Annotated in this window: 24 protein-coding genes and 4 tRNA genes; 8 read left to right on the forward strand and 20 right to left on the reverse strand. The window is 73.7% G+C overall.

Going from position 1 to position 18,837, the window contains the following annotated elements; all coding sequences use genetic code 11:
• Nucleotides 1-133: 133 nt before the first annotated feature.
• From DT076_RS02365 to DT076_RS02435, 15 genes are all read right to left on the reverse strand, one after another.
• On the reverse strand, nucleotides 134-634 hold the full coding sequence (locus tag DT076_RS02365) for a bifunctional nuclease family protein (protein WP_114125001.1): 501 nt from the start codon (nucleotides 632-634) through the stop codon (nucleotides 134-136).
• A gap of 59 nt (nucleotides 635-693) precedes the next feature.
• Nucleotides 694-1,422, reverse strand: coding sequence for a transcriptional regulator FtsR (gene ftsR, locus DT076_RS02370; RefSeq protein ID WP_407642700.1), 729 nt, complete (start codon nucleotides 1,420-1,422; stop codon nucleotides 694-696).
• A 19-nt stretch (nucleotides 1,423-1,441) separates the two neighbouring features.
• Nucleotides 1,442-1,963: an FHA domain-containing protein gene (locus DT076_RS02375; protein ID WP_114125003.1), complete on the reverse strand. Its 522-nt coding sequence runs from the start codon at nucleotides 1,961-1,963 to the stop codon at nucleotides 1,442-1,444.
• 5 nt (nucleotides 1,964-1,968) lie between these two features.
• Nucleotides 1,969-2,355 carry a glycine cleavage system protein GcvH gene (gcvH, locus tag DT076_RS02380; protein WP_114125004.1) on the reverse strand — a complete coding sequence of 129 codons (387 nt, stop codon included), beginning with the start codon at nucleotides 2,353-2,355 and terminating at the stop codon, nucleotides 1,969-1,971.
• Nucleotides 2,356-2,504: 149 nt separating this feature from the next.
• Nucleotides 2,505-3,428, reverse strand: a complete 924-nt coding sequence (locus DT076_RS02385) for a DUF881 domain-containing protein (RefSeq protein ID WP_233493577.1) — start codon at nucleotides 3,426-3,428, stop codon at nucleotides 2,505-2,507.
• Entirely contained in the window at nucleotides 3,421-3,753 is a 333-nt protein-coding gene (locus tag DT076_RS02390; RefSeq protein ID WP_114125005.1) for a small basic family protein, read from the reverse strand. Before DT076_RS02390 ends, DT076_RS02385 begins: the two co-directional genes overlap by 8 nt.
• Nucleotides 3,754-3,760: 7 nt before the next feature.
• Complete coding sequence (locus DT076_RS02395) at nucleotides 3,761-4,570, reverse strand: DUF881 domain-containing protein (protein WP_114125006.1); 810 nt, start codon at nucleotides 4,568-4,570, stop codon at nucleotides 3,761-3,763.
• A 53-nt stretch (nucleotides 4,571-4,623) separates the two neighbouring features.
• The gene (locus DT076_RS02400; protein ID WP_114125007.1) at nucleotides 4,624-5,778 is read right to left on the reverse strand and encodes a glycosyltransferase family 4 protein; all 1,155 of its coding nucleotides are present in this window, start codon (nucleotides 5,776-5,778) and stop codon (nucleotides 4,624-4,626) included.
• Nucleotides 5,775-6,647, reverse strand: coding sequence for a phosphatidylinositol mannoside acyltransferase (locus DT076_RS02405; protein WP_114125008.1), 873 nt, complete (start codon nucleotides 6,645-6,647; stop codon nucleotides 5,775-5,777). The genes DT076_RS02400 and DT076_RS02405 overlap by 4 nt, the downstream gene beginning before the upstream one ends.
• Nucleotides 6,640-7,275 carry a phosphatidylinositol phosphate synthase gene (gene pgsA, locus DT076_RS02410; RefSeq protein WP_114125009.1) on the reverse strand — a complete coding sequence of 212 codons (636 nt, stop codon included), beginning with the start codon at nucleotides 7,273-7,275 and terminating at the stop codon, nucleotides 6,640-6,642. Before pgsA ends, DT076_RS02405 begins: the two co-directional genes overlap by 8 nt.
• Nucleotides 7,275-7,841, reverse strand: a complete 567-nt coding sequence (locus tag DT076_RS02415; protein ID WP_114125010.1) for an HIT family protein — start codon at nucleotides 7,839-7,841, stop codon at nucleotides 7,275-7,277. The genes pgsA and DT076_RS02415 overlap by 1 nt, the downstream gene beginning before the upstream one ends.
• Before the next feature lie 86 nt (nucleotides 7,842-7,927).
• The gene (locus tag DT076_RS02420) at nucleotides 7,928-8,917 is read right to left on the reverse strand and encodes a cation diffusion facilitator family transporter (RefSeq protein WP_114125011.1); all 990 of its coding nucleotides are present in this window, start codon (nucleotides 8,915-8,917) and stop codon (nucleotides 7,928-7,930) included.
• Nucleotides 8,914-9,414 carry a transporter substrate-binding domain-containing protein gene (locus tag DT076_RS02425; protein ID WP_114125012.1) on the reverse strand — a complete coding sequence of 167 codons (501 nt, stop codon included), beginning with the start codon at nucleotides 9,412-9,414 and terminating at the stop codon, nucleotides 8,914-8,916. The genes DT076_RS02420 and DT076_RS02425 overlap by 4 nt, the downstream gene beginning before the upstream one ends.
• A 17-nt stretch (nucleotides 9,415-9,431) precedes the next feature.
• Nucleotides 9,432-11,438 (reverse strand): threonine--tRNA ligase, encoded by a 2,007-nt coding sequence (thrS, locus tag DT076_RS02430; RefSeq protein ID WP_114125013.1) that lies wholly within the window; start codon nucleotides 11,436-11,438, stop codon nucleotides 9,432-9,434.
• A 130-nt stretch (nucleotides 11,439-11,568) separates the two neighbouring features.
• Nucleotides 11,569-12,771 (reverse strand): winged helix DNA-binding domain-containing protein, encoded by a 1,203-nt coding sequence (locus DT076_RS02435; RefSeq protein ID WP_114125014.1) that lies wholly within the window; start codon nucleotides 12,769-12,771, stop codon nucleotides 11,569-11,571.
• Between the two features lie 83 nt (nucleotides 12,772-12,854).
• Here DT076_RS02435 and DT076_RS02440 point away from each other — a divergent pair, with 83 nt between their 5' ends.
• From DT076_RS02440 to DT076_RS02450, 3 genes are read left to right on the forward strand one after another with little or no spacing between them, the layout of a single operon-like run.
• Nucleotides 12,855-13,241 (forward strand): ArsR/SmtB family transcription factor, encoded by a 387-nt coding sequence (locus tag DT076_RS02440; RefSeq protein WP_114125236.1) that lies wholly within the window; start codon nucleotides 12,855-12,857, stop codon nucleotides 13,239-13,241.
• Between the two features lies 1 nt (nucleotide 13,242).
• On the forward strand, nucleotides 13,243-13,887 hold the full coding sequence (locus tag DT076_RS02445; protein ID WP_199538895.1) for an SRPBCC domain-containing protein: 645 nt from the start codon (nucleotides 13,243-13,245) through the stop codon (nucleotides 13,885-13,887).
• 28 nt (nucleotides 13,888-13,915) lie between these two features.
• Complete coding sequence (locus DT076_RS02450) at nucleotides 13,916-14,407, forward strand: SRPBCC family protein (protein WP_114125015.1); 492 nt, start codon at nucleotides 13,916-13,918, stop codon at nucleotides 14,405-14,407.
• A 53-nt stretch (nucleotides 14,408-14,460) separates the two neighbouring features.
• Here the strand turns inward: DT076_RS02450 and DT076_RS02455 are convergent, their stop codons facing one another.
• The 3 genes from DT076_RS02455 to DT076_RS02465 all read right to left on the reverse strand — a co-directional run bounded on the left by DT076_RS02455 (nucleotide 14,461) and on the right by DT076_RS02465 (nucleotide 16,567).
• Nucleotides 14,461-15,486, reverse strand: coding sequence for a Gfo/Idh/MocA family protein (locus DT076_RS02455; protein ID WP_114125016.1), 1,026 nt, complete (start codon nucleotides 15,484-15,486; stop codon nucleotides 14,461-14,463).
• A gap of 71 nt (nucleotides 15,487-15,557) precedes the next feature.
• Nucleotides 15,558-15,632 (reverse strand) — tRNA-Val (locus DT076_RS02460).
• 59 nt (nucleotides 15,633-15,691) lie between these two features.
• On the reverse strand, nucleotides 15,692-16,567 hold the full coding sequence (locus DT076_RS02465; RefSeq protein WP_158548020.1) for an aminotransferase class IV: 876 nt from the start codon (nucleotides 16,565-16,567) through the stop codon (nucleotides 15,692-15,694).
• A gap of 111 nt (nucleotides 16,568-16,678) precedes the next feature.
• On the opposite strand from DT076_RS02465, the gene DT076_RS02470 reads away from it, so the two are divergent.
• The 5 genes from DT076_RS02470 to DT076_RS02490 all read left to right on the forward strand — a co-directional run bounded on the left by DT076_RS02470 (nucleotide 16,679) and on the right by DT076_RS02490 (nucleotide 17,802).
• Nucleotides 16,679-16,751: transfer RNA gene (locus DT076_RS02470), tRNA-Gly, on the forward strand.
• A 33-nt stretch (nucleotides 16,752-16,784) separates the two neighbouring features.
• Nucleotides 16,785-16,855: transfer RNA gene (locus DT076_RS02475), tRNA-Cys, on the forward strand.
• Nucleotides 16,856-16,883: 28 nt separating this feature from the next.
• Nucleotides 16,884-16,958, forward strand: a tRNA-Val gene (locus DT076_RS02480).
• A 140-nt stretch (nucleotides 16,959-17,098) separates the two neighbouring features.
• Nucleotides 17,099-17,590, forward strand: coding sequence for a DUF2975 domain-containing protein (locus DT076_RS19275; RefSeq protein WP_158548021.1), 492 nt, complete (start codon nucleotides 17,099-17,101; stop codon nucleotides 17,588-17,590).
• Complete coding sequence (locus DT076_RS02490) at nucleotides 17,590-17,802, forward strand: helix-turn-helix domain-containing protein (protein ID WP_114125018.1); 213 nt, start codon at nucleotides 17,590-17,592, stop codon at nucleotides 17,800-17,802. The genes DT076_RS19275 and DT076_RS02490 overlap by 1 nt, the downstream gene beginning before the upstream one ends.
• Nucleotides 17,803-17,806: 4 nt before the next feature.
• Here DT076_RS02490 and DT076_RS19280 read toward each other — a convergent pair whose 3' ends face one another.
• Both DT076_RS19280 and DT076_RS02495 read right to left on the reverse strand, forming a co-directional pair.
• Complete coding sequence (locus DT076_RS19280) at nucleotides 17,807-17,959, reverse strand: hypothetical protein (RefSeq protein ID WP_157973856.1); 153 nt, start codon at nucleotides 17,957-17,959, stop codon at nucleotides 17,807-17,809.
• Between the two features lie 58 nt (nucleotides 17,960-18,017).
• Entirely contained in the window at nucleotides 18,018-18,818 is an 801-nt protein-coding gene (locus DT076_RS02495; protein WP_158548022.1) for a GAF domain-containing protein, read from the reverse strand.
• Nucleotides 18,819-18,837 lie beyond the last annotated feature (19 nt).

Raw genomic sequence — 18,837 nt, forward strand, 5'->3', positions numbered from 1 at the left:
GGTGCCTCACTTCCCAGTGCTGATCCAGTCGAACAGTACGTCGGACGCTAGCCAGCCGCCAGAGGCGGACCCGTCCCGACACGCGACCGGGCGGCACCGGGACCCGAACCCTCAGGCACGGGTCGAGGGTGGGTCAGGACGGCGGCCGCTCCCCCGGTGCCCCGGGCCCGCCCTCGGTCTCGAAGTCCTCGGGGCTGACCTGGTCGAGGAACTCGCGGAACTTCTCGACCTCGTCATCCTCCTCCTCGGGCACCTCGATCCCGGCCTCGTCGAGCACCGCGTCGGCGCAGTGGATCTCCGCGCCGGTGCGCAGGGCGAGCGCGATGGCGTCCGAGGGCCGCGCGCTGACGTCGGTGCCCTCGAACTTCAGCACCGCGTAGAAGGTGCGGTCGGTGAGCTCGGTGATGTGCACCGCGACCAGCCGGTGCCCGAGCGCCTTCAACGCGTCGGCGAACAGGTCGTGGGTGAGCGGCCGGGGCGGCACCACACCCTCCTGCGCGTTCGCGATCGCCGATGCCTCACCGGCCCCGATCCAGATCGGCAGGTAGCGGTGCCCACCGACCTCGCGCAGCAGCACCATCGGCAGGTTCTGCGGCATCTCCACCCGTACTCCGACCACGTCGAGCTCGCGCATGCGGCAACCCTACGCCCCGGCCCCGGCCGATCCCGACCGCTCAGCGTTCCATGGCCCCTTCAGCGCTCCATCGCACTGCGCAGCAGGGCGCAGTGCGCGACGCTGACCAGCTTCACCACCTCGACCACCGCCTCCCGCCCGGCCGCCCCGCGGCGCTGGAAGGGGGCCACCGCCTGCTCGACCAGACCGGCCTCCCGGTCGGCGGCGATCTTGAACGCCCTCAGGTGCCGGGCGTCCATGCCGTAGTCGGACAGCTTGCGGGCGACCACCGCGATGGTGAGCGCGTCACGGTCGTAGAACCCGGTACCGCGACGGGGGGTGACGATCATCTGCCGCTCCAGCTCCACCAGGACGGCCTCGCTCAGCCCGCTGCGCCGCAGCAGCTCCGCCCGGGAGAGCCGCACCGGTCCTTGCGACGCGCGGGGCTGGGCCGACTGATGGCCGGCCGCCCCCGGACGGGTCTCCGCGGCGGGCTGGGCGGCCCCGGGCCCGGGGGGTGGACCGGCCGGCCGCGGGTCGGGGATCGGGGGCGGTGCGAGCCCGCGGTCCATCTGCTCCAGGTGCTCCCGGATCACCTTGAGCGGCAGGTAGTGGTCCTTCTGCACGCGCAGGATGTAGCGCAGCCGCTCGATGTCGGCCTCGGAGTACTTGCGGTAGCCCGAGGGGGCGCGCTCGGGGGCGACCAGCCCCTCCGACTCCAGGAACCGGATCTTGGAGATGGAGACGTCGGGGAACTGGGCCTTGAGCACGGCGAGCACCTGGCCGATGCTGCGTTGGGCGGCCATCAGTCCGTGGCCTCGGGCACGGTCAGGAGAGCCCCCGGGGGCTGACGTGGTAGACCATCCGGAACTTGCCGATCTGCAGGACGTCGCCGGGGTTGAGCGGGGTCGGCCCCTCGATCAGCTTGCGGTTGACGTAGGTGCCGTTGAGGCTGCCCTGGTCGGTCACCACCACCCGACCCTCCGAGCGCTGCAGGGTGACGTGGTGGCGGGAGACGGTGATGTCGTCGAGGAAGACGTCGGAGCGCGGATGGCGTCCGATGGTCTGGGTGTCGGAGTCGATGAGGTAGCGCGAGCCGGCCCCCGGCCCCCACTGCACGATGAGCAGCGCCGACCCCTGCGGCAGCGCCTGCAGGGCGGCCTGCTGCTCGGGGTCGAGCTCGGGGGCGTCCGGTTCCTCGCCGACCATGCCGATGACGGTGGTGGTGTCGCCGTCCACCGGCGACTCCCGGCCCGGCTCCGGCTCGAGCTTGCTCAGTCTCTCGCCACACCGGGCGCAGAAGTTCGCGTCGCGCGGGTTCTGGTGTCCGCAGTGGTGGCAGTAGACCATCGTGGTCAGGCTCCCGTCTCGGCGGCGTACCCGTCGGCGTCCAGCAGCGTGTCGAGGTCGGCGTCCTCGTCGAGCTCCAGCTCGAACAGCCATCCGTCGCCGTAGGGGTCGCCGCCGACCGTCTCGGGTGCCTCGTCGAGCTGGGGGTTGACCGCCGAGACGACGCCGGGCAGCGGCGCGAAGACGTCGGAGACGCTCTTGGTCGACTCGAGCTCGCCGACCGCGTCGCCGACCGCGACCGCCTCACCCACCTCGGGCAGGGAGACGTAGACGATGTCGCCGAGCTGCTCGGCGGCGTAGCTGGTGATGCCCACCCGGACGACGCCGGCGTTGCCGGTCCGCACCCACTCGTGCTCGGCGGTGTACTTCAGGTCCTCGGGGAAGCCGGGCATCTGCGCTCCTTCGGTCGGCGGTCGTCGTGGCCGACCCCCGCTCCGGGGCGGAGCCACGCTCACCGATCACCCTAACCGTCACGTCGAGATCGAAGCCACCGACCACGCCGCGCCACGCGGGCCGTCGGGACGGGCCCGTCGGGAGGGGCTCAGCCCGGCGGCTCGACCGGTTCGGCGTACTGGAAGTCCTCGGCCGGCCGGACGCTGTCGATCTCCAGCAGGTCGGACTGGGTGACCCGGACGTCGCCGCCCACCTGCGGGCCGCTGATCTGGCTGACCAGCCCGCCGCGGAACCGCACCGCCCCCTCCAGCGCGATGGGGTCGCCGACCACCTCGACGGTGATCGGGGTGGTGACCACCTGGCCGTCGACCAGCAGCCCGTCGGGGCCGTCGGCGAACCAGGTCGACCCGCCCACGCGGATCGAGTCGTTGATCTCGATCACCTCCGCGCCCCCGTCGCGCAGCTCCTCCACCGCGTTGAGCATCACCTGGGAGCCGACCTTGCCCTCGGGGTCGGTGATCCGCAGCCGGATGCCCGGCCCCTCGGCGGGTGCGGTGCCAGCCAGGATGGCCAGCTCGTCGCGCCGCCGGGCGGCCTCCTCGCGGGCCGCCTGCTCGGCCCCGGCACCCGACTCCAGCTCCTGGCGGGTGTTCTCCAGGGCGCTGAGCTCGTCCTCCAGCCGCCGGGTCTCGGCCGACAGCCCGTCGAGCAGCTGGATGAGGTCGGCGCGGCGGGCGTTGGTGAAGCCCTCCTGCTCACCCTGGGCCCGCAGCTGCACGACCACGCCCATCGCCACCAGCCCGAGCACGACGCCCAGCACCAGCTGGTGCCGGCTGGGGCGCAGCAGCGCGGTCAGCAACCCCCGCAGGCGGGCGGCGCGGCCGGCGGCCGCTGGGTCGCCCGGGCCGTCGGCGCCGGACGCCGACCCGGCCGGGGCGGCGTGGCGGGCCTCCTGCTCGGTCTCCACCGGGTCGCCCTCGCGGGCGGCCTGCCGCTCGCGCCGCCGTTTGGACCGGCGGGCCATCGGGTCGGAGACGCCGGGGACGGCCCGGCGGGCGCGGGGCTCAGGCATGGAACAGCTGCCTGCGGATGGCGGCCGCGTTGGTGAAGATGCGGATGCCGAGGACGACCACCACCCCGGTCGACAGCTGCGAGCCGACCCCGATCTGGTCGCCGATCCACACGATCACCGCGGCGATGAGCACGTTGGAGACGAAGGAGACCACGAACACCTTGTCGGTGAAGGTGCCCTCCAACCACGCCCGGGCCCCGCCGAACAGCGCGTCCAGGGCAGCCACGATGGCGATCGGCAGGTACGGCTGCAGCGCACCGGGCAGGGTGGGCTCCAGCACGAGACCCAGCACGATGCCGAGGATCAGTCCGAGGATGGCCAGCACGGCGCGCTCACTCCTCTCGGGCCCGGGCGTGCCGGACGCGCAGGGTCGGGTCGGCGGGCAGCTCCAGCTCGTCCGACGACGTCGTGGTCATGCTCACCCCGTAGTTCTGGCGGACATGGTCCCACCAGCGGCCGCCGATGGACTCGGCGAAGCGGGCCGGCAGGGTGCGCGGGTCGCCGACCACCTCGACGGTGTAGGGCGGGCTGAGCGAACGGTAGTCGACGGTGATGGCGTCGCCGGCGTTGCGGATCGGGGTGAGCGGGCTGAGCCGGTGGCCGTTGATGGCGATCGCCTCCGCCCCGGCCGTCCACATCCCGTTGACCAGCTGCTGCAGGTCGAGGTCGATCAGCCGGCCGTCGGACGGCCCGCTCGAGCCCGGCGCGTCGTCGGCCACCACGACCACCCCCGGTCCGCGCACCGGACGGGCCGCGGCCTGCTCGGCGGCGGCCTCGATCTCACGCTCCAGCGCCCGGGCCTGCGCGTCGTCACCGAGCGCGGCGTCGCGCAGCGCCCCCACCTCGCCGGCGGTCTGCTCGATCCGGGCGTGCAGCTCGTCGTGGCGCTGCTCCTCCGCCGCGATCCGGTCCAGCAGCTGCTGGCGCTCCACGGCCGCGGCCGGCGCCCCGCGGGTGCTCTGCACCGAGCCGGCGGCGAACAGCATCCCGCAGCCGATGGCGACGACCAGCAGCAGCAGGCGCGAGCGCGGCACCGGGCCCGGGCGCGCGGAGACGCGCCGGTAGTCGGGGTCCATCGGCTCGGCGAGGACCTGGTTGAGCAGGTCCATGCTGCGGTCCGGCCGGTCGCTGGGTGCGGCCACCGACCCAGGGTAGTCGCCTGGTCCGCCGGTGCGGGCGGTCCGGCACGCGCGGTTCAGCGCGACCCGGACGCCAGCACCGCGCGGTAGACGTCCACGACCTGCGGGCCGACCACCGACCAGTCGTAGCGGGCCCGCACCGCCGCCACCCGCCGCTCCGGCGGGGCGACCGCACCGTCCGTCCGCCCGCCGCTGAGGGCGGAGCCGAGGACCCGCACCAGGTCGTGCGGGTCGCCGGTGCGGAACAGGTGGGCGTGCCGCCCGGGCCCGTCGCCGAGCACGTCGACGAAGGCGGGCAGGTCGGCGGCCACCACCTCCGCGCCGGAGGCCAGCGCCTCCAGCAGCACCAGTCCGAAGCTCTCCCGCTCCCGGTGCGGGGCGATGAAGACGTCGCACCAGGCCAGCAGCTCGCCACGGGCCGCGTCGCTGACCCGGCCCAGGGACGTCCATCCCGCCGGCAGCCGCCGGGTGCCCGCGCCGGCCACCGCCACCTGCGCGTCCGGCCAGCGCGCCCGGATCCCGGGCCAGGCGGCGATGAGCACGTCCAGGCCCTTGCGGGGCTCGTCCAGCCGCCCGACGAAGGCGAGCCGCGGTCGGCCGCCCGCGCCGGGACGCGGACGCCAGGCGGTGCTGCGCCGGCCGGGGACCGTGCCGAGGTCGAGCCCGTTGGGGATCACCGTGGCGTCCACGCCGAGGTGCTCGACGACCACCCGGCGGGCGGCCTCGGAGACCGCCACCACGGCGTCCAGCCGGCGCAGCCGCCGGCTGGACGTCCGGCGGGCCCAGAGCATGCTGCGCGAGCGCGGGGTGGAGGTGTGCACGGTGGCCACCACCGGGGTGCGGGCTGCCGCCAGTGCGGTCCACGACACCAACGGGGCGAGCGGCTCGTGCAGGTGCAGCAGGTCGACCGCGGCGCCGGCGACCCAGCGCCGGACGGCGCGGGCCGTGCCCGGGTCGAGGCCGACGCGGGCGACCGAGCCGTTCCAGCGCACCGAGCGGGCGGGGCCGGTGGAGGTCACCGGTGGGCTGCCGTACCGACGGTGCAGCTCGGGCGGGACCTCCCCCGGGGCGAGCACGGTGGGACGGTGGCCCTCCGACTGCAGCCAGGCGGCCAGGCCGAGCACGTGGTTCTGCACCCCACCGGGGGTGTCGAGGGCGTAGGGGCACACCAGACCGACCCGCAGGCCGTCGCGGCCAGGAGGCGGGCTCATCGCCCGAAGTAGGGCTGCAGCATGTGCCAGTCCTCGGGGTGCGCGGTGATCTCGCGACCGAAGAAGTCGGCCAGCTGCTGGGTCATCCGGGTCAACCCGTCGCGCCCGGGGTGCGGCTCGACCGGCTCGCTGAACCGCATCCGCATCCGCCCGCCCTCGTAGTGGCAGGCCAGCCCGATCAGCAGCGCGCCGGAGCGGCGGGCGACCAGCGCGGGCCCCGGCGGCAGCCGGACGGGCCGCGGTCCGTCGGGGGTGGGCCAGTCGACGGCGATCCCGGCACCGGCCATCAGCCGGTCGGCCATCAGGCACACCACGCGGCCCTCGGACACCGCGGCGGTGAGGCGGGCCAGCGCCCGGGGGTCCCGGTGGGACAGCACCTCCATCCCCAGCGCGGTGCGCAACCGGGTGAAGGCGCCGAACTCGGCCTCGGCCAGCTGCTCGGCCACGGTGGTCACCGGCAGACCGCTGAGGCAGGCCCAGGCGCCGACCAGGTCCCAGTTCGCCAGGTGCGGCAGCGCCACCACCGCCCCGCGACCGCGGTGCGCGGCCCGGAGCACCGACTCCCCCACCGGGTCGGTGAGCACCAGGCTGCGCACCTGGTTCGGCGTCCAGGACGCCAGCGCCAGCACCTCGGTCCACATCCGGGTGTAGGAGGCCAGCGCCCGCTCCACCAGCGCGTCGGGGGCCGGCGCCCCGGTGACCACCGACAGGTTGTGCCGCAGGGTCTCCACCGGCGTCCCGGCCAGCCGGGCCACCACCCGTCCACCCGTGGCGGCGACGGCGGCCCGGCCGCGGCGGCCGAGCAGCGGGCCGGCCCGCCAGCCACCGGCGAGCAGGGTCCGGTTGACGGCGTCGCGCAGCTCAGCCACCGGCGCGGTCCCCCGGCTCGGTCCCGGTGCCGGCCGCGGCGACCGATCGCTGGACCGCGTGCAGCCGCTGCCCGACGGTGATGGTGCTGAGCACCGCCAGCAGGGCCACCCCGACCGGCAGCGCGCCGGGCACCCCGAGGCCGTCGAGCAGCAGGGCGGCCAGCAGCAGCACCAGCCGTTCGGCGCGCGAGGCCAGCCCGGCGGAGGTGGTGAGCCCGACCGACGGCGCGCGGGCGGCGATGTAGGAGGTCACCTGGGCGGCCACCAGCGCCCAGATCGCCAGCGCGGCCCAGCCGGGCGAGGAGCGCAGCGCCAGCACCAGCGCGACGGCGCCGAGCAGGGCGCCGTCGGCGATCCGGTCCAGGGTCGAGTCGAGGAAGGCGCCCCAGGCGGTCGAACGTCCCGACATCCGTGCCATCTGGCCGTCGACGCCGTCCGACAGCACCAGCAGCGCCAGCAGCAGCGCGCCCTGCCAGAGCCAGCCCAGGGGCAGGAACGTCCAGGCCACCGCCACGGTGAGGGTGGTGCCGGTCCAGGTGACGACGTCGGGGTGCACGCCCAGACGCAGCAGCAGGGTCGCCGGCGGGCGCATCGCCGCCGCCCAGCCCGAGCGGAGGTGCTGCAGCATCAGGTGGCGTCGGGGCGCGGGTCGAGATCGCCCCAGGCGGAGCGGAGCAGCCGCCAGGTGTCACCCAGCAGCTGCGGCACCGCCTTGGTGCGGCCGACGACGGGCAGGAAGTTGGCGTCACCGGCCCAGCGCGGCACCACGTGGGCGTGCAGGTGCGCCGCGATCCCGGCCCCGGCCACCGCGCCCTGGTTCATGCCGAGGTTGAACCCGTGCGGGGCGCTGACCCGGCGCACGGTCCGCATCGCGGTCTGGGTGAGCCGGCTGGTCTCGTCGCGCTCGGCGTCGGTCACCTCGGTCCAGTCCGAGACGTGGCGGTACGGGCAGACCAGCAGGTGGCCCGGCGAGTACGGGTACAGGTTGAGCACCACGAAGGCGTGCTCGCCCCGGTGCACCACCAGGGCGGCCTCGTCGTCGGACTCCCCGCCCAGGCAGAAGGGGCACTGCTCGGCGGAGTCGTCGGCGGGCTTGTTCTCCCCGCCGATGTAGACCATCCGGTGCGGGGTCCACAGCCGCTGGAAGGCGTCCGGCACCCCGACGGCGCGGTCGTCGGCACCGGTCTCGCTCATGTCGACCGATCCTAGACGCGCCGCGCCGCCCGGACCGACACGCGGACTGGAGTCGGCGTCCTCGGCGGCCGCGCCTGGTCGCCGGCTCAGGAGCGGTTGTCGCCCCGGGTGACGAACACCTTGCCCTCGGGCAGCTCGCTGACCACGGTGACGACCACGTCGTGGATCTTCCAGTCCAGCTCCTCCAGCAGGTGGGCCGCGCCCTCCAGCTGCGCGACGCCGACCTGCTCCTGGTGCGGCACCACGAACGCCTCGAGGTGGAAGACGTGACCCTGGTCGCGCACCCGGATGCCGACCTCGCGGACCCAGTCCAGCTCGGCCAGCCGCTGCCGCGCCGCCTCGTTGAGCGGGTGCGGCTCGGTGTCGTCGACGGTGTGCGCGCGGGCGTCGACCAGGGCGTCGACGGCGTGGCGGACGTTGCGCCAGCCGTCGCGCAGCACGCTGACCGAGATGGCCAGGGCGGCCACGGCGTCGGCCCACCACAGCCCGAGCCCGATGCCGATGACGCCGAGGACGGCGCCGCCGGCGGTCATCCAGTCGGCCTTGTTCATGTCGGCGTCGGCGTGCAGCACCTTGTCGTGCAGCCGCTCGGCCAGCGGCAGCTTGAGCCGGCCGAGGATGACGGGCCCGACGCCGGTGTAGACCATCGCGGCCACCATCAGCCACCCCTGCCAGAACGTGACCCCGAGCAGCTGGACGGTGCCGATCGAGGGGTGCTCGGCGGTGACCAGCTTGGTGACGTTGTCGTAGAGCAGGTACAGCCCCATCGTCAGCAGCGCGACCGCGGCCACCAGGTGCCCCGTGGCGACCGACCGGTGGTGGCCGTAGGGGTGCTCAGGATCGGGCGGCTTGCGGGCCACCCGGACGGCGACGAGGAAGGCGGTCGGCGGGATCAGCGACAGCAGGTCCTCGATCCAGGCGGCCTTCATCGCCTGGGAGTTGCCCATGGTGGCGGCGACGACGGCGACGCAGGTGAGCAGGTAGCCGAGGCTGACCACCTCCAGCCGGACGGCGCGGCGCACGTCGCGCCGGCGCTCCTCGGGCAGGGCCGGGTGACCGAGGTCGTGCCGACTCACGGCTGCACCTCGTCCAGGTAGTGCTCGAGCTCGGTGAGCAGGGCGTTCTCCCCCATCGTCACCGCCATCACGTAGGACCGCTTGCCGGTGCCGCCGTCGGAGGTGGGCTCCTCGCGGGTGAGGTAGGAACGGGTGACCCCGACGTCGGTGGAGTACGGCGTCTGCGACGTCAGGCCACCGATGATGATGTCGAGCTGCTGGTCCTTCATCAGCTCGACCAGGTGCTCCTCCCCGCCCGGGGTCCACACCGGGCGGGCGCCCTGCTGCTCGGCGAAGCCGGTGACCAGGTCGACCTCGGTGCCGGTGGGCGGGGCGTCCAGGCCGTCGGGGAAGTCGGTGAACGGCGGGTGCGGGGAGACCCCCACCCGCAGCTGGCCGGTGCTGCGGATCCGCTCCAGCGACTGGTCGGGGTCGGACGGGATGCCGACCCCGCACCCGGCCAGCAGGCAGAGCAGCACCGCCACCAGCGGCAGGGCAGGCAGACGCCGCACCACCACCCTCCGCACCCCCGCCGTCAGACCTGCACCCGCTGGCGGACCGCGTCGACGATCTCGGCCACCGCGTCGTCGACCGGCACCTGGTTCTTCTGGGTGCCGTCGCGGTAGCGGAAGGAGACCGCACCGGCGTCGCGGTCGTCCCCGCCCGCGATGAGCATGTAGGGCACCTTCTCCTTCTGCGCGTTGCGGATCTTCTTGGGGAACCGGTCGTCGGAGGTGTCCAGCTCGACCCGGATCCCCTGCGCGCGCAGCCGGTCGGCGATCTCGCCGAGGTAGCCGTCGAACTCGGCCGCCACCGGGATCGCGACCACCTGGACCGGGGCCAGCCACGGCGGGAAGGCGCCGGCGTAGTGCTCGACCAGCACCCCGAGGAAGCGCTCGATGGAGCCGAACAGGGCGCGGTGGATCATCACCGGACGCTGCCGGGTGCCGTCGGAGCCGGTCACCTCCAGCCCGAACCGCTCGGGCAGCATGAGGTCGACCTGGATGGTGGACAGCTGCCAGCTGCGCCCGATCGCGTCCCGGGCCTGGACGCTGATCTTCGGCGCGTAGAACGCCGCACCGCCCGGGTCGAGCACGAGCTCCAGCCCGGACGCCTCGGCGGCGTTGCGCAGCGCCTGGGTGGCCCGCTCCCACTCCTCGTCGGTGCCGATCGACTTCTCCGGGTCGCGGGTGGACAGCTCGAGGTAGAAGTCCTCCAGGCCGTAGTCGGCCAGCAGGTTGAGCACGAACTGCAGCAGCGAGATCAGCTCGCCCTGCATCTGCTCCTCGGTGCAGTAGATGTGGGCGTCGTCCTGGGTCATCCCCCGCACCCGGGTGAGCCCGTGCACCACGCCGGACATCTCGTAGCGGTAGACGCTGCCGAACTCGAACATCCGCAGCGGCAGCTCCCGGTAGGAGCGGCCGCGGGAGCGGAAGATCAGGCAGTGCATCGGGCAGTTCATCGGCTTGAGGTAGTAGTCCTGGCCCTGCCGCCGGATGCTGCCGTCGGGGTGGCGCTCCTCGTCGAGGTGCATCGGGGGGAACATCCCGTCGGCGTAGAAGCCGAGGTGGCCCGAGATCTCGAACAGCTCGCCCTTGGTGACGTGGGGGGTGTTGACGAACTCGTAGCCGGCCTCGGCGTGGCGGCGCCGGGAGTAGTCCTCCATCTCCCGGCGCAGGATGCCGCCCTTGGGGTGGAAGACCGCCAGACCCGAGCCGATCTCGTCGGGGAAGGAGAACAGGTCGAGGTCGCGGCCCAGCTTGCGGTGGTCGCGCTTGGCCGCCTCCTCCAGCCGGGTCTGGTAGGCCCTCAGCTCCTCCTTCGACGGCCACGCGGTGCCGTAGACCCGCTGCAGCTGGGCGTTGGCCTGGTCGCCGCGCCAGTAGGCGGCCGAGCTGCGGGTGACGGCCCAGCCGTTGCCGAGGTAGCCGGTGTGCGGCACGTGCGGGCCGCGGCACAGGTCCTTCCAGGCCACGCTGCCGTCGCGGCGGACGTTGTCGTAGATCGTCAGCCCGCCGGCGCCGACCTCGACGCTGGAGCCGTCGTCGTCGCTGGCGCTGCCCTTGAGCTGGATGAGCTCGAGCTTGTGCGGCTCGCCGGCCAGCTCCTCGGCGGCCTCGGCGTCGCTGACCTCGCGGCGGACGAAGCGCTGGCGCTCCTTGACGATCTTCGTCATCTCCTTGCCGATCGCCTGCAGGTCGTCGGGGGTGAACGGCGTGGGGATGTCGATGTCGTAGTAGTAGCCGTCGGTGATCGGCGGGCCGATGCCGAGGCGGGCCTCGGCGAACAGCGCCTGGACGGCCTGGGCGGTGACGTGGGCCGCGGAGTGGCGCAGGATCGACAACCCCTCCTCCGAGCCGACGAGGACCGGCTCCACCTCGTCGCCGTCGGCGAGCTCGGTGGCCAGGTCGACCGTCTGCCCGCCGACGCGCATCGCGACCACGGCGCGGTCGTCGCCGAAGAGGTCGAGCCCGGTGGTGGTCGTCCCCAGCTCCTGCTCGCTGCGCTCTCCGTCGCGGACCAGGATGAGACGTCCAGACACTGCTTCGACCTTCCGTTCGGTGGGCTCCCGGCGGGCGCCGGTGGGCAGCGACCATCTTGCCGCACCCGGCACGGTCGCCGGAGCCGATATCGCCGCACCCGCCCCGCGGGTCGCCGGGGCGGGCCCCGCCTCAGCGCGCGGCGACCATGGCGGGTGAGGGGTAGACGGTGAGCACGCGGACGCCGGCCAGCCAGGCGGTGAGCCGGTCGGCCTCCGCCTGCAGGGCGGCGGTGGCCTCGGCCGGGAGCGGCTCCAGGGCGACCACCCGCACCGCGCCGTCCTCGTCCTGCACCCAGCAGCCGACGACCCGGCCGTCCCACCAGGCCGTGGTGCCGGCGTTGCCGTTGGTGTCGAACAGCGCCGGGCCGTGGTCGCCGAGGTACCAGGCGCGCTCCTTCCAGCCCATCACCGTGGGGTCGAGGACGGGCAGCAGCGCGGCCCAGGGCTCGACCGGGCCGACCGGGTCCACGTCGTCGGGGAGCAGGAAGGCGGGGCGCCCGTCCTCGAGCGCGACGGTCACCGCGCCGACCTCGACCAGTGCGGTGCGGACCGCGGCCTTGGTGCTGCCCAGCCACCACACCAGGTCGGCCTCGGTGCCGGGGCCGAAGGTGCGCAGCCAGCGTCGGACCAGCTCGCGGTAGCCGTCGGCCGCCGGCCACGGCGGCGGCACCTCACCCAGCCAGGAGGCCATGGACGTCCACCGTGGGCGGGAGGTGCGCCAGTGCCCGCCGTTGACGCCGCGGACGATCCGTCCCTCGACCGCGAGCTGGGTGAGCACCCGCGGGGCGATGGCGATCGAGATGTCGTACTTCTTGTCGGTCTGCCCGCCGATCCGCCCGGCCAGCTCGGGCAGGGCCTCGCGCAGCTCCTTCGCCCCGTGGGCCGAGCCGTCGGCCAGCCGGGCCAGGACGGCCCGCTCGGCGGCGACCAGCCAGGCAGCGCCGTCGACGGCGATCCCGCCCTGCTCGACGTCCTTGACCAGCCGCGATCGGTGCTGGACGGCGACCCGCGCGCTCGCACTCCCCCAGGCCGCGGGCAGCAGGTCGCGGGGGAAGACGAACAGGGTGCGTCGCATCGCCAGCTGCTTGACCAGGCTGCGTTCGGTGTACAGCGCGTGCTCGATGTCGTCGACGGTGACGTCCTGCACCCGGGCGTGCACCGAGAGGTGGACGGTGGCCGGCTCGGTGGCGTGCAGCACCGTCATCGCCTCGGTCGCCGCGACCGGGTCGGGGAGCCGGGCGGCGGGATCGACGCCGTGCCGGCGGGCGAGGCGGGCCCGGCGCTCGGCGTCGGGGATGGTCCGGACGGGCTGGACGTCCCGCTGGGTAGGCACGGCAGCAGCCAACCACAGCCGTCCGACACCACCGCGAGCATTGCTCTGGACTTATATAAGTAGGCGCCGGTACCCTCGTGCTCGTGCACGCGTTCGACGTCCTCGGTGATCCGCGACGCCGGCGGATCCTGGAGCTGCTCGCCGAGGGCGAGCAGACCTCCGGCGCGATCACCGAGGTGATCCGGGCCGAGTTCGGGATCTCCCAGCCGGCGGTCTCGCAGCACCTGCGGGTGCTGCGGGACAGCGGGTTCGCTTCGGTGAAGGCGGACGGCGCCCGCCGGGTCTACGCCGTCGAGCCGGCGCCGCTGGGCGAGGTCGACGCGTGGCTGGACCGGTTCCGCCGGATCTGGGACCAGCACCTCGACGCCCTGGAGACCGAGCTGGCCCGGGGCAGACGTGCCGCCCGGACGCAGCCGGCACCTGACCAGCCCGGGCCCGGGCCGGACCTGTCGACCGAGAAGGGAAGCTGACATGAGGGACGTACTGGAGGAGCTGAGGGCTGCGCGCCGGGTGATGGGCCAGGGCAGCGTGCCCGCCGGCGAGGCCTACACCGTCGAGCTGCGGCGCCACTACCGGTCACCGGTCGACGAAGTCTGGGACGCCGTCACCAACCCCGAGCGGTTGCGTCGCTGGCTCAAGCCCGTCTCCGGCGACCTGCGACCCGGCGGGAGGTACGAGCTGGACGGCGGTGAGCACGGCGAGATCCTCCGGTGCGAGCCGCCGCAGGTGCTCACGGTGTCCTGGCTCTACGGCCCCGAGGCCGACGCCTGGCCCGGCACGAGCGAGGTGGAGGTGCGGCTGTCCGCCAGCCCGGACGGCGGCACCGAGCTCGAGCTGGTGCACGCGGCGGTCCTCGCCGACCCCTCCTTCCCGACCTACGGTCCCGGCGCCGGTGGCGTCGGCTGGGACCTGGCCCTCCTCGGACTGTCCCGGCTGCTGGCCGGCGGCGACGTCGTCGACCACGAGGAGTTCGAGACGTCTCCCGAGGGACGTGAGTTCGCCCGGCGCAGCGCGGCGGCCTGGGGCGAGGCGCACCTGGCCGCCGGTGGCGAGCCGGAGCAGGTCGCCGCCGCGGTCGAGGCGACCACCCGCTTCTACGTGCCCGACCCGGAGTGATCCGGACCGCACCGGAGGAAGGTGTGCCGTGAAGTACACGAACTCGATCGAGATCGCCCTGCCGCGGGAGAGGGTGGCGCAGCTGCTGGCCGACCCGATCCACCTGCCGAGCTGGCTGCGGGGACTGGTGGTGCACGAGCCCGTGACCGGGGTGCACGGCGCGGTCGGCACCAGGTCCCGGGTCGTGCTGCGGTCGGGGACGCAGACGATGGAGGCCACCGAGACGGTCACCCACCGGGAACCGGCGAACCTGCACGACATCCCCGCCGGCGCCGTCGTGCGCTTCGAGCGCGAGATCGTCGGCCGCGGGATGTGGAACGCCGCCCGCGACCGGCTGACCGAGACCGGTCCGGGGACGACGCTGTGGGAGAGCGAGAGCGAGTACCGGTTCGACCACCTGCTGATGCGGCTGGCGAGCGGTCTGCTGCGCGGCACCTTCCGCCGGCAGTCCCAGCAGCACCTGGAGGACTTCAAGGCCTTCGCCGAGCAGGGGAAGGACGTCCGCGACCCGAGGAGCTGAGCCGCCCGGGAGCGCGGCGACGCACCGGGGTGATCGCTCGACGCCGGACCGGCTCAGGTACGAGCAGCGACCCGGACCGTCTCGCCGGTGCGGGCGGCCTCGACGGCGGCGTAGGTGGCCGCCAGCGTCCCGAGGTTGTCCCGACCGGAGATGTGGGGCTCCCGGCCCTCGGCGATCGCCGTGGCGAACTCGGTGAGCGAGCCGGTGCGGTCGGTCCGCTCCACCCGCGGCAGGGTGAGCGTCTCCACCTCGCCCAGCCGACGGACCCGGACCTCGTCGCGGCGCCAGCCCTCCGGCCCGTCGCCCCGGCTGGTCCACCAGACCTCGGCCTGGGCGAAGTCCATCCGCCACTCCCCCGCCCAGGTGGTCCGCTCGCCGCTGCTCACCCAGCTGCCGCGGTAGCTGGTGACCAGGTCCCCGCTCTCGATCAGCGCCACCCCCTCCGACGGGCCGGAGAACATCGACCACTCCGGGTCCCAGGTACGACAGCTGATGGCCGTGATGTCGCGCCCGAGCACGGTCCGCAGCAGGTCGAGGTGGTGGATCGACATGTCCACCAGGAGCGGCTCGTCCAGGGCGTGGTGCGGCGTGGCCACCCCGTTCGCGCCGGAGAACTGGCGGAAGTCGATGGTGATGCCGTGCAGCGGGCCGTAGCGCCCGTCGGCGACGATCTCGCGCACCGTCTGCGGCGCGGGGAAGAAGCGGTAGTTCTGGCTGACCGCCAGCACCCGTCCCTGCCGTTCGGCCAGGGCCACCAGCTCCTCGGCCTCGGCGACGCTGGGCGCGAACGGCTTCTCCACCAGCACGTGGCAGCCCGCCTCCAGGGCGGCCCGGGTGGCGGGGACGTGGCCGACCAGGCTGGCCGTCACCAGCACCGCATCGGGACGGGTGGCCGCCACCGCCTCCTCCGTCGTCGCGAAGCAGCGGTCCTCGGTGGTCAGCCCCTCGGCCAGCGCCGCGGCGCGCGACCCCTCGAAGACGTCCGCGGTCGCGACCACCTCGACCTCGGGGACCCTCGGGACGACCTCACGGGCCCAGTTGCGGCCGAAACCGCCCAGACCCACCTGCACGACGCGCATCTGCCTGCCTCCCACCGTCGGGTACACGACAACGGCCCGACCGGTGGTCCCGGTCGGGCCGCAGCTGGTGCTGGTGGGCGATACTGGGTTCGAACCAGTGACCTCTTCGGTGTGAACGAAGCGCGCTACCACTGCGCCAATCGCCCTTGCGACGCCCAAAGGTACATGAGCTCCGGGGCCGACGCCAATCGACGTCAGGGCCCGCTCAGCGCGGGTCCGGATCGGCCGCCGAGCGCTCGGCGAAGACCTGCTGCAGACGCCGCGTCACCGGACCCGGGGCGTCGAAGGTCACCTCGTCCCAGCGATGGACGCCCTGCACGTCGCGCAGTGAGGAGGTGAGGAAGACCTCGTCGGCACGCTGCGCCTCGGCCAGGGTGAGGTCGCGCTCGGTGACGTCGGCCCACTCCAGCAGCAGCTCGCGGGTGATCCCGGCCAGCGCGCCCGAGGCCAGCGGGCTGGTCACCACCTCGCCGTCGAGCACGCAGAACAGGTTCGACCCGGTCCCCTCGCAGACGTGCCCGACGGTGTTGAGGAACAGGCCCTCCGTGGCGTCGCGGTCGTAGGCGTGCCGCAGCGCCCGGACGTTCTCGGCGTAGCTGGTGGTCTTCACCCCGGTCATCGCCCCGTGCTCGTTGCGGGTCCACGGCACGGTGACGACGGAGGTCGAGGCCGGTGCCGGCTCGACCGGCGTGTCGGCCAGCACCAGGGTGGGCGGACCGTAGGCGCGCTGGGACCCCAGCGGCCCCGCTCCCCCGGTCCAGGTGATCCGCAGCAGCCCCAGCTCGTAGGGCCGGTCGGCCAGCACCGCATCGGCCGCCTCGCGGACCCGGTCGGGATCGGGGGCCGGCAGACCGAGCGCCTCGGCCGAGCGCGACATCCGCGCCAGGTGCCGGCCGAGCGCGAACGCCCCGGCCGCGGTCACCTTGAGCGACTCGAAGACCCCGTCACCGACCACCAGGCCGTGGTCGACCGCCGAGACGCTGGCCTCGTCGGCCTCGAGCAGCCGGTCGTCCACCCAGACCCGACGGGGTGCTGGGCTGGTGTCGGGAAGGGTCTGGTCGGGCTCGCCGGGCACGGTCATGACGGCCATCATGCCGCGCCGCCGGTGACGTTTTGGCAAACACCAGCGATGTCGGTATGGTTCTACCCGCACCTCGACGAGGCCGGCAGGACGGGCTGGAGCGGGGAACATGCGGACGTGGCTCAGCTGGTAGAGCATCACCTTGCCAAGGTGAGGGTCGCGGGTTCGAATCCCGTCGTCCGCTCGGAGTGGTCTCCACTGGAGGTCTACCACTTTCGGTGGGTTGGCCGAGAGGCGAGGCAACGGACTGCAAATCCGTGTACACGGGTTCGAATCCCGTACCCACCTCACCACCTCGGAGGACGACTCCACACGAGGGCGATTGGCGCAGCGGTAGCGCGCTTCCCTGACACGGAAGAGGTCACTGGTTCAAACCCAGTATCGCCCACCAGCTCGACGAGGGCCCCGACCGGCAGACGCCGGATCGGGGCCCTCGTCGTCTCCCCTCCCGGTTCTCGTCCCAGCGACGGCTCTTGCCCCACCTCTCGTTTCTCGATAGATTTCAGCCGACATTCGATCGAGAGGACGATCATGGGCAAGGGAACCATCGTGGTGCTGCGGGTGCTGGCGGTGCTGCTGCTGGGCGGGTCGCTGTACCTGCAGGGGGTGCTCGCCCCGCTGCTCGGGGTGGACATGGCCGAGGCCGGCGCGCCGGGCTGGCTGCGGACGGCGGTGGTGACGATCCTCGTGCTCGGGGTGCTCTGCGGGCAGGTGGTCGTCGTGTGCGTGTGGCAGCTCCTGACGCTGGTGCGCCGCGGCACGGTCTTCACCTCCGCCGCGTTCCGCTACGTGCACGTCATCATCGTCGCCTTCGCGGTCGCCGCGGGGCTGCTGCTCGCCCTCGGGGCGGTGCTGGCCCCGACCGAGGTGGCGCCGGGGATCGTGCTGGTGATCGGCGGGCTGGCCGCCTCGGTGGCGGCGGTGGCCATGCTGGTGTGGGTGATGCGCGCGCTGCTCGCCCAGGCCGTCAGCACCCGGACCGAGGCCGAGCACCTGCGCTCGGAGCTGGACGAGGTGATCTGATGCCGATCGTCGTGGACATCGACGTCATGCTGGCCCGGCGCAAGATGGCGGTGGGCGAGCTGGCCGAGCGGGTCGGCATCACGCCGGCGAACCTGGCGGTGCTGAAGAACGGACGGGCCAAGGCCGTCCGCTTCACCACCCTGGCCGCGCTGTGCGAGGTGCTGGGCTGCCAGCCCGGCGACCTGCTGCGCTGGGAGCCCGACGGGGACTGAGGCGTCAGGACGCCGGGCGAACCTGCATCTGGCGCCGGATCAGGGTGCGCTCCTCAGCGCGGACCTGCTCGCGCGCCTCGCGGCGGATGCGCCGGACCTCGGCCTCGGACAGGCTCCGCGGAGCCACCACCTTGGGGTTCTTCACCGTGAAGGACATCGGACCTCCTCCTGCTGCTCGTCCATGCTACGCCGATGCTGCCAGAGGCATCCGACAGCTACGGCTGCGGCGCCGCGGTGGCGAAGGCCACCGCCAGCATCTCGGCGGTGAACTCGGCTACCGCGACGTCGGTCTCGGTGAAGGAGTGCGGCTCGGGCGCGTCCACCGTGAGCATCCCGTAGGGCGTCGCGCCGGTGACCACCGGCACCGCGATGTAGGTCCGATAGCCACGCTCGCGGCCGCGCTCCCCCGGCTCGGCGCCGGTGTCGTGCACCACCCGGGTCCGGTTCTGCACCAGCGCCTCGAAGGCCGGATCCGGCGGGTCGTCGCGGCGCTCGAACGAGCCCGGCGTCTCACCCCGGCCGTGGTAGGCCAGGTGGGTGAGCACGTCACCGGAGGGGTCGAGCCGGTAGACCACCGACCGCACCCCGTCGACCTCGAACAGCAGGTACAGCCCCGAGGCCGCCTGCTGGGAGACCTGGTAGAGCAGCCGCTCCCGGTCCTCCGCGCCGGCCCCGGGCATCTGGGCCATCAGCTCGGCCACCGGGCGCAGGGCGTCCTTCACCGCCACCCCGAGACGGGCCGCCGCTCCCCGCTGGGCCTCGTCGGCCCGGCGCTTGGCCCAGGCGTTGAGCACCTCCAGCACGGCGACACCCAGCCCCAGCACCACCACGGCGGCGATCAGCCACGGCCGGGGCCCGACCTCCTCCGAGAGCGCGATGCCGATCACCGAGCCCACCCAGGCCAGCCCGATCGTGAGGGTGGAGACCAGAAGGCTGTGCTCCTGGACGCTGCCGGCCAGCCAGGCGCGCACGTCGAGCCAGGTCGTGCGGCGGGTGCGGGGGGTCACCTCGGTCACGGACCCGAGTATGGGCCAC

This window comes from Desertihabitans brevis (assembly GCF_003327535.1).
Classification (GTDB): Bacteria; Actinomycetota; Actinomycetes; order Propionibacteriales; family Propionibacteriaceae; genus Desertihabitans; species Desertihabitans brevis.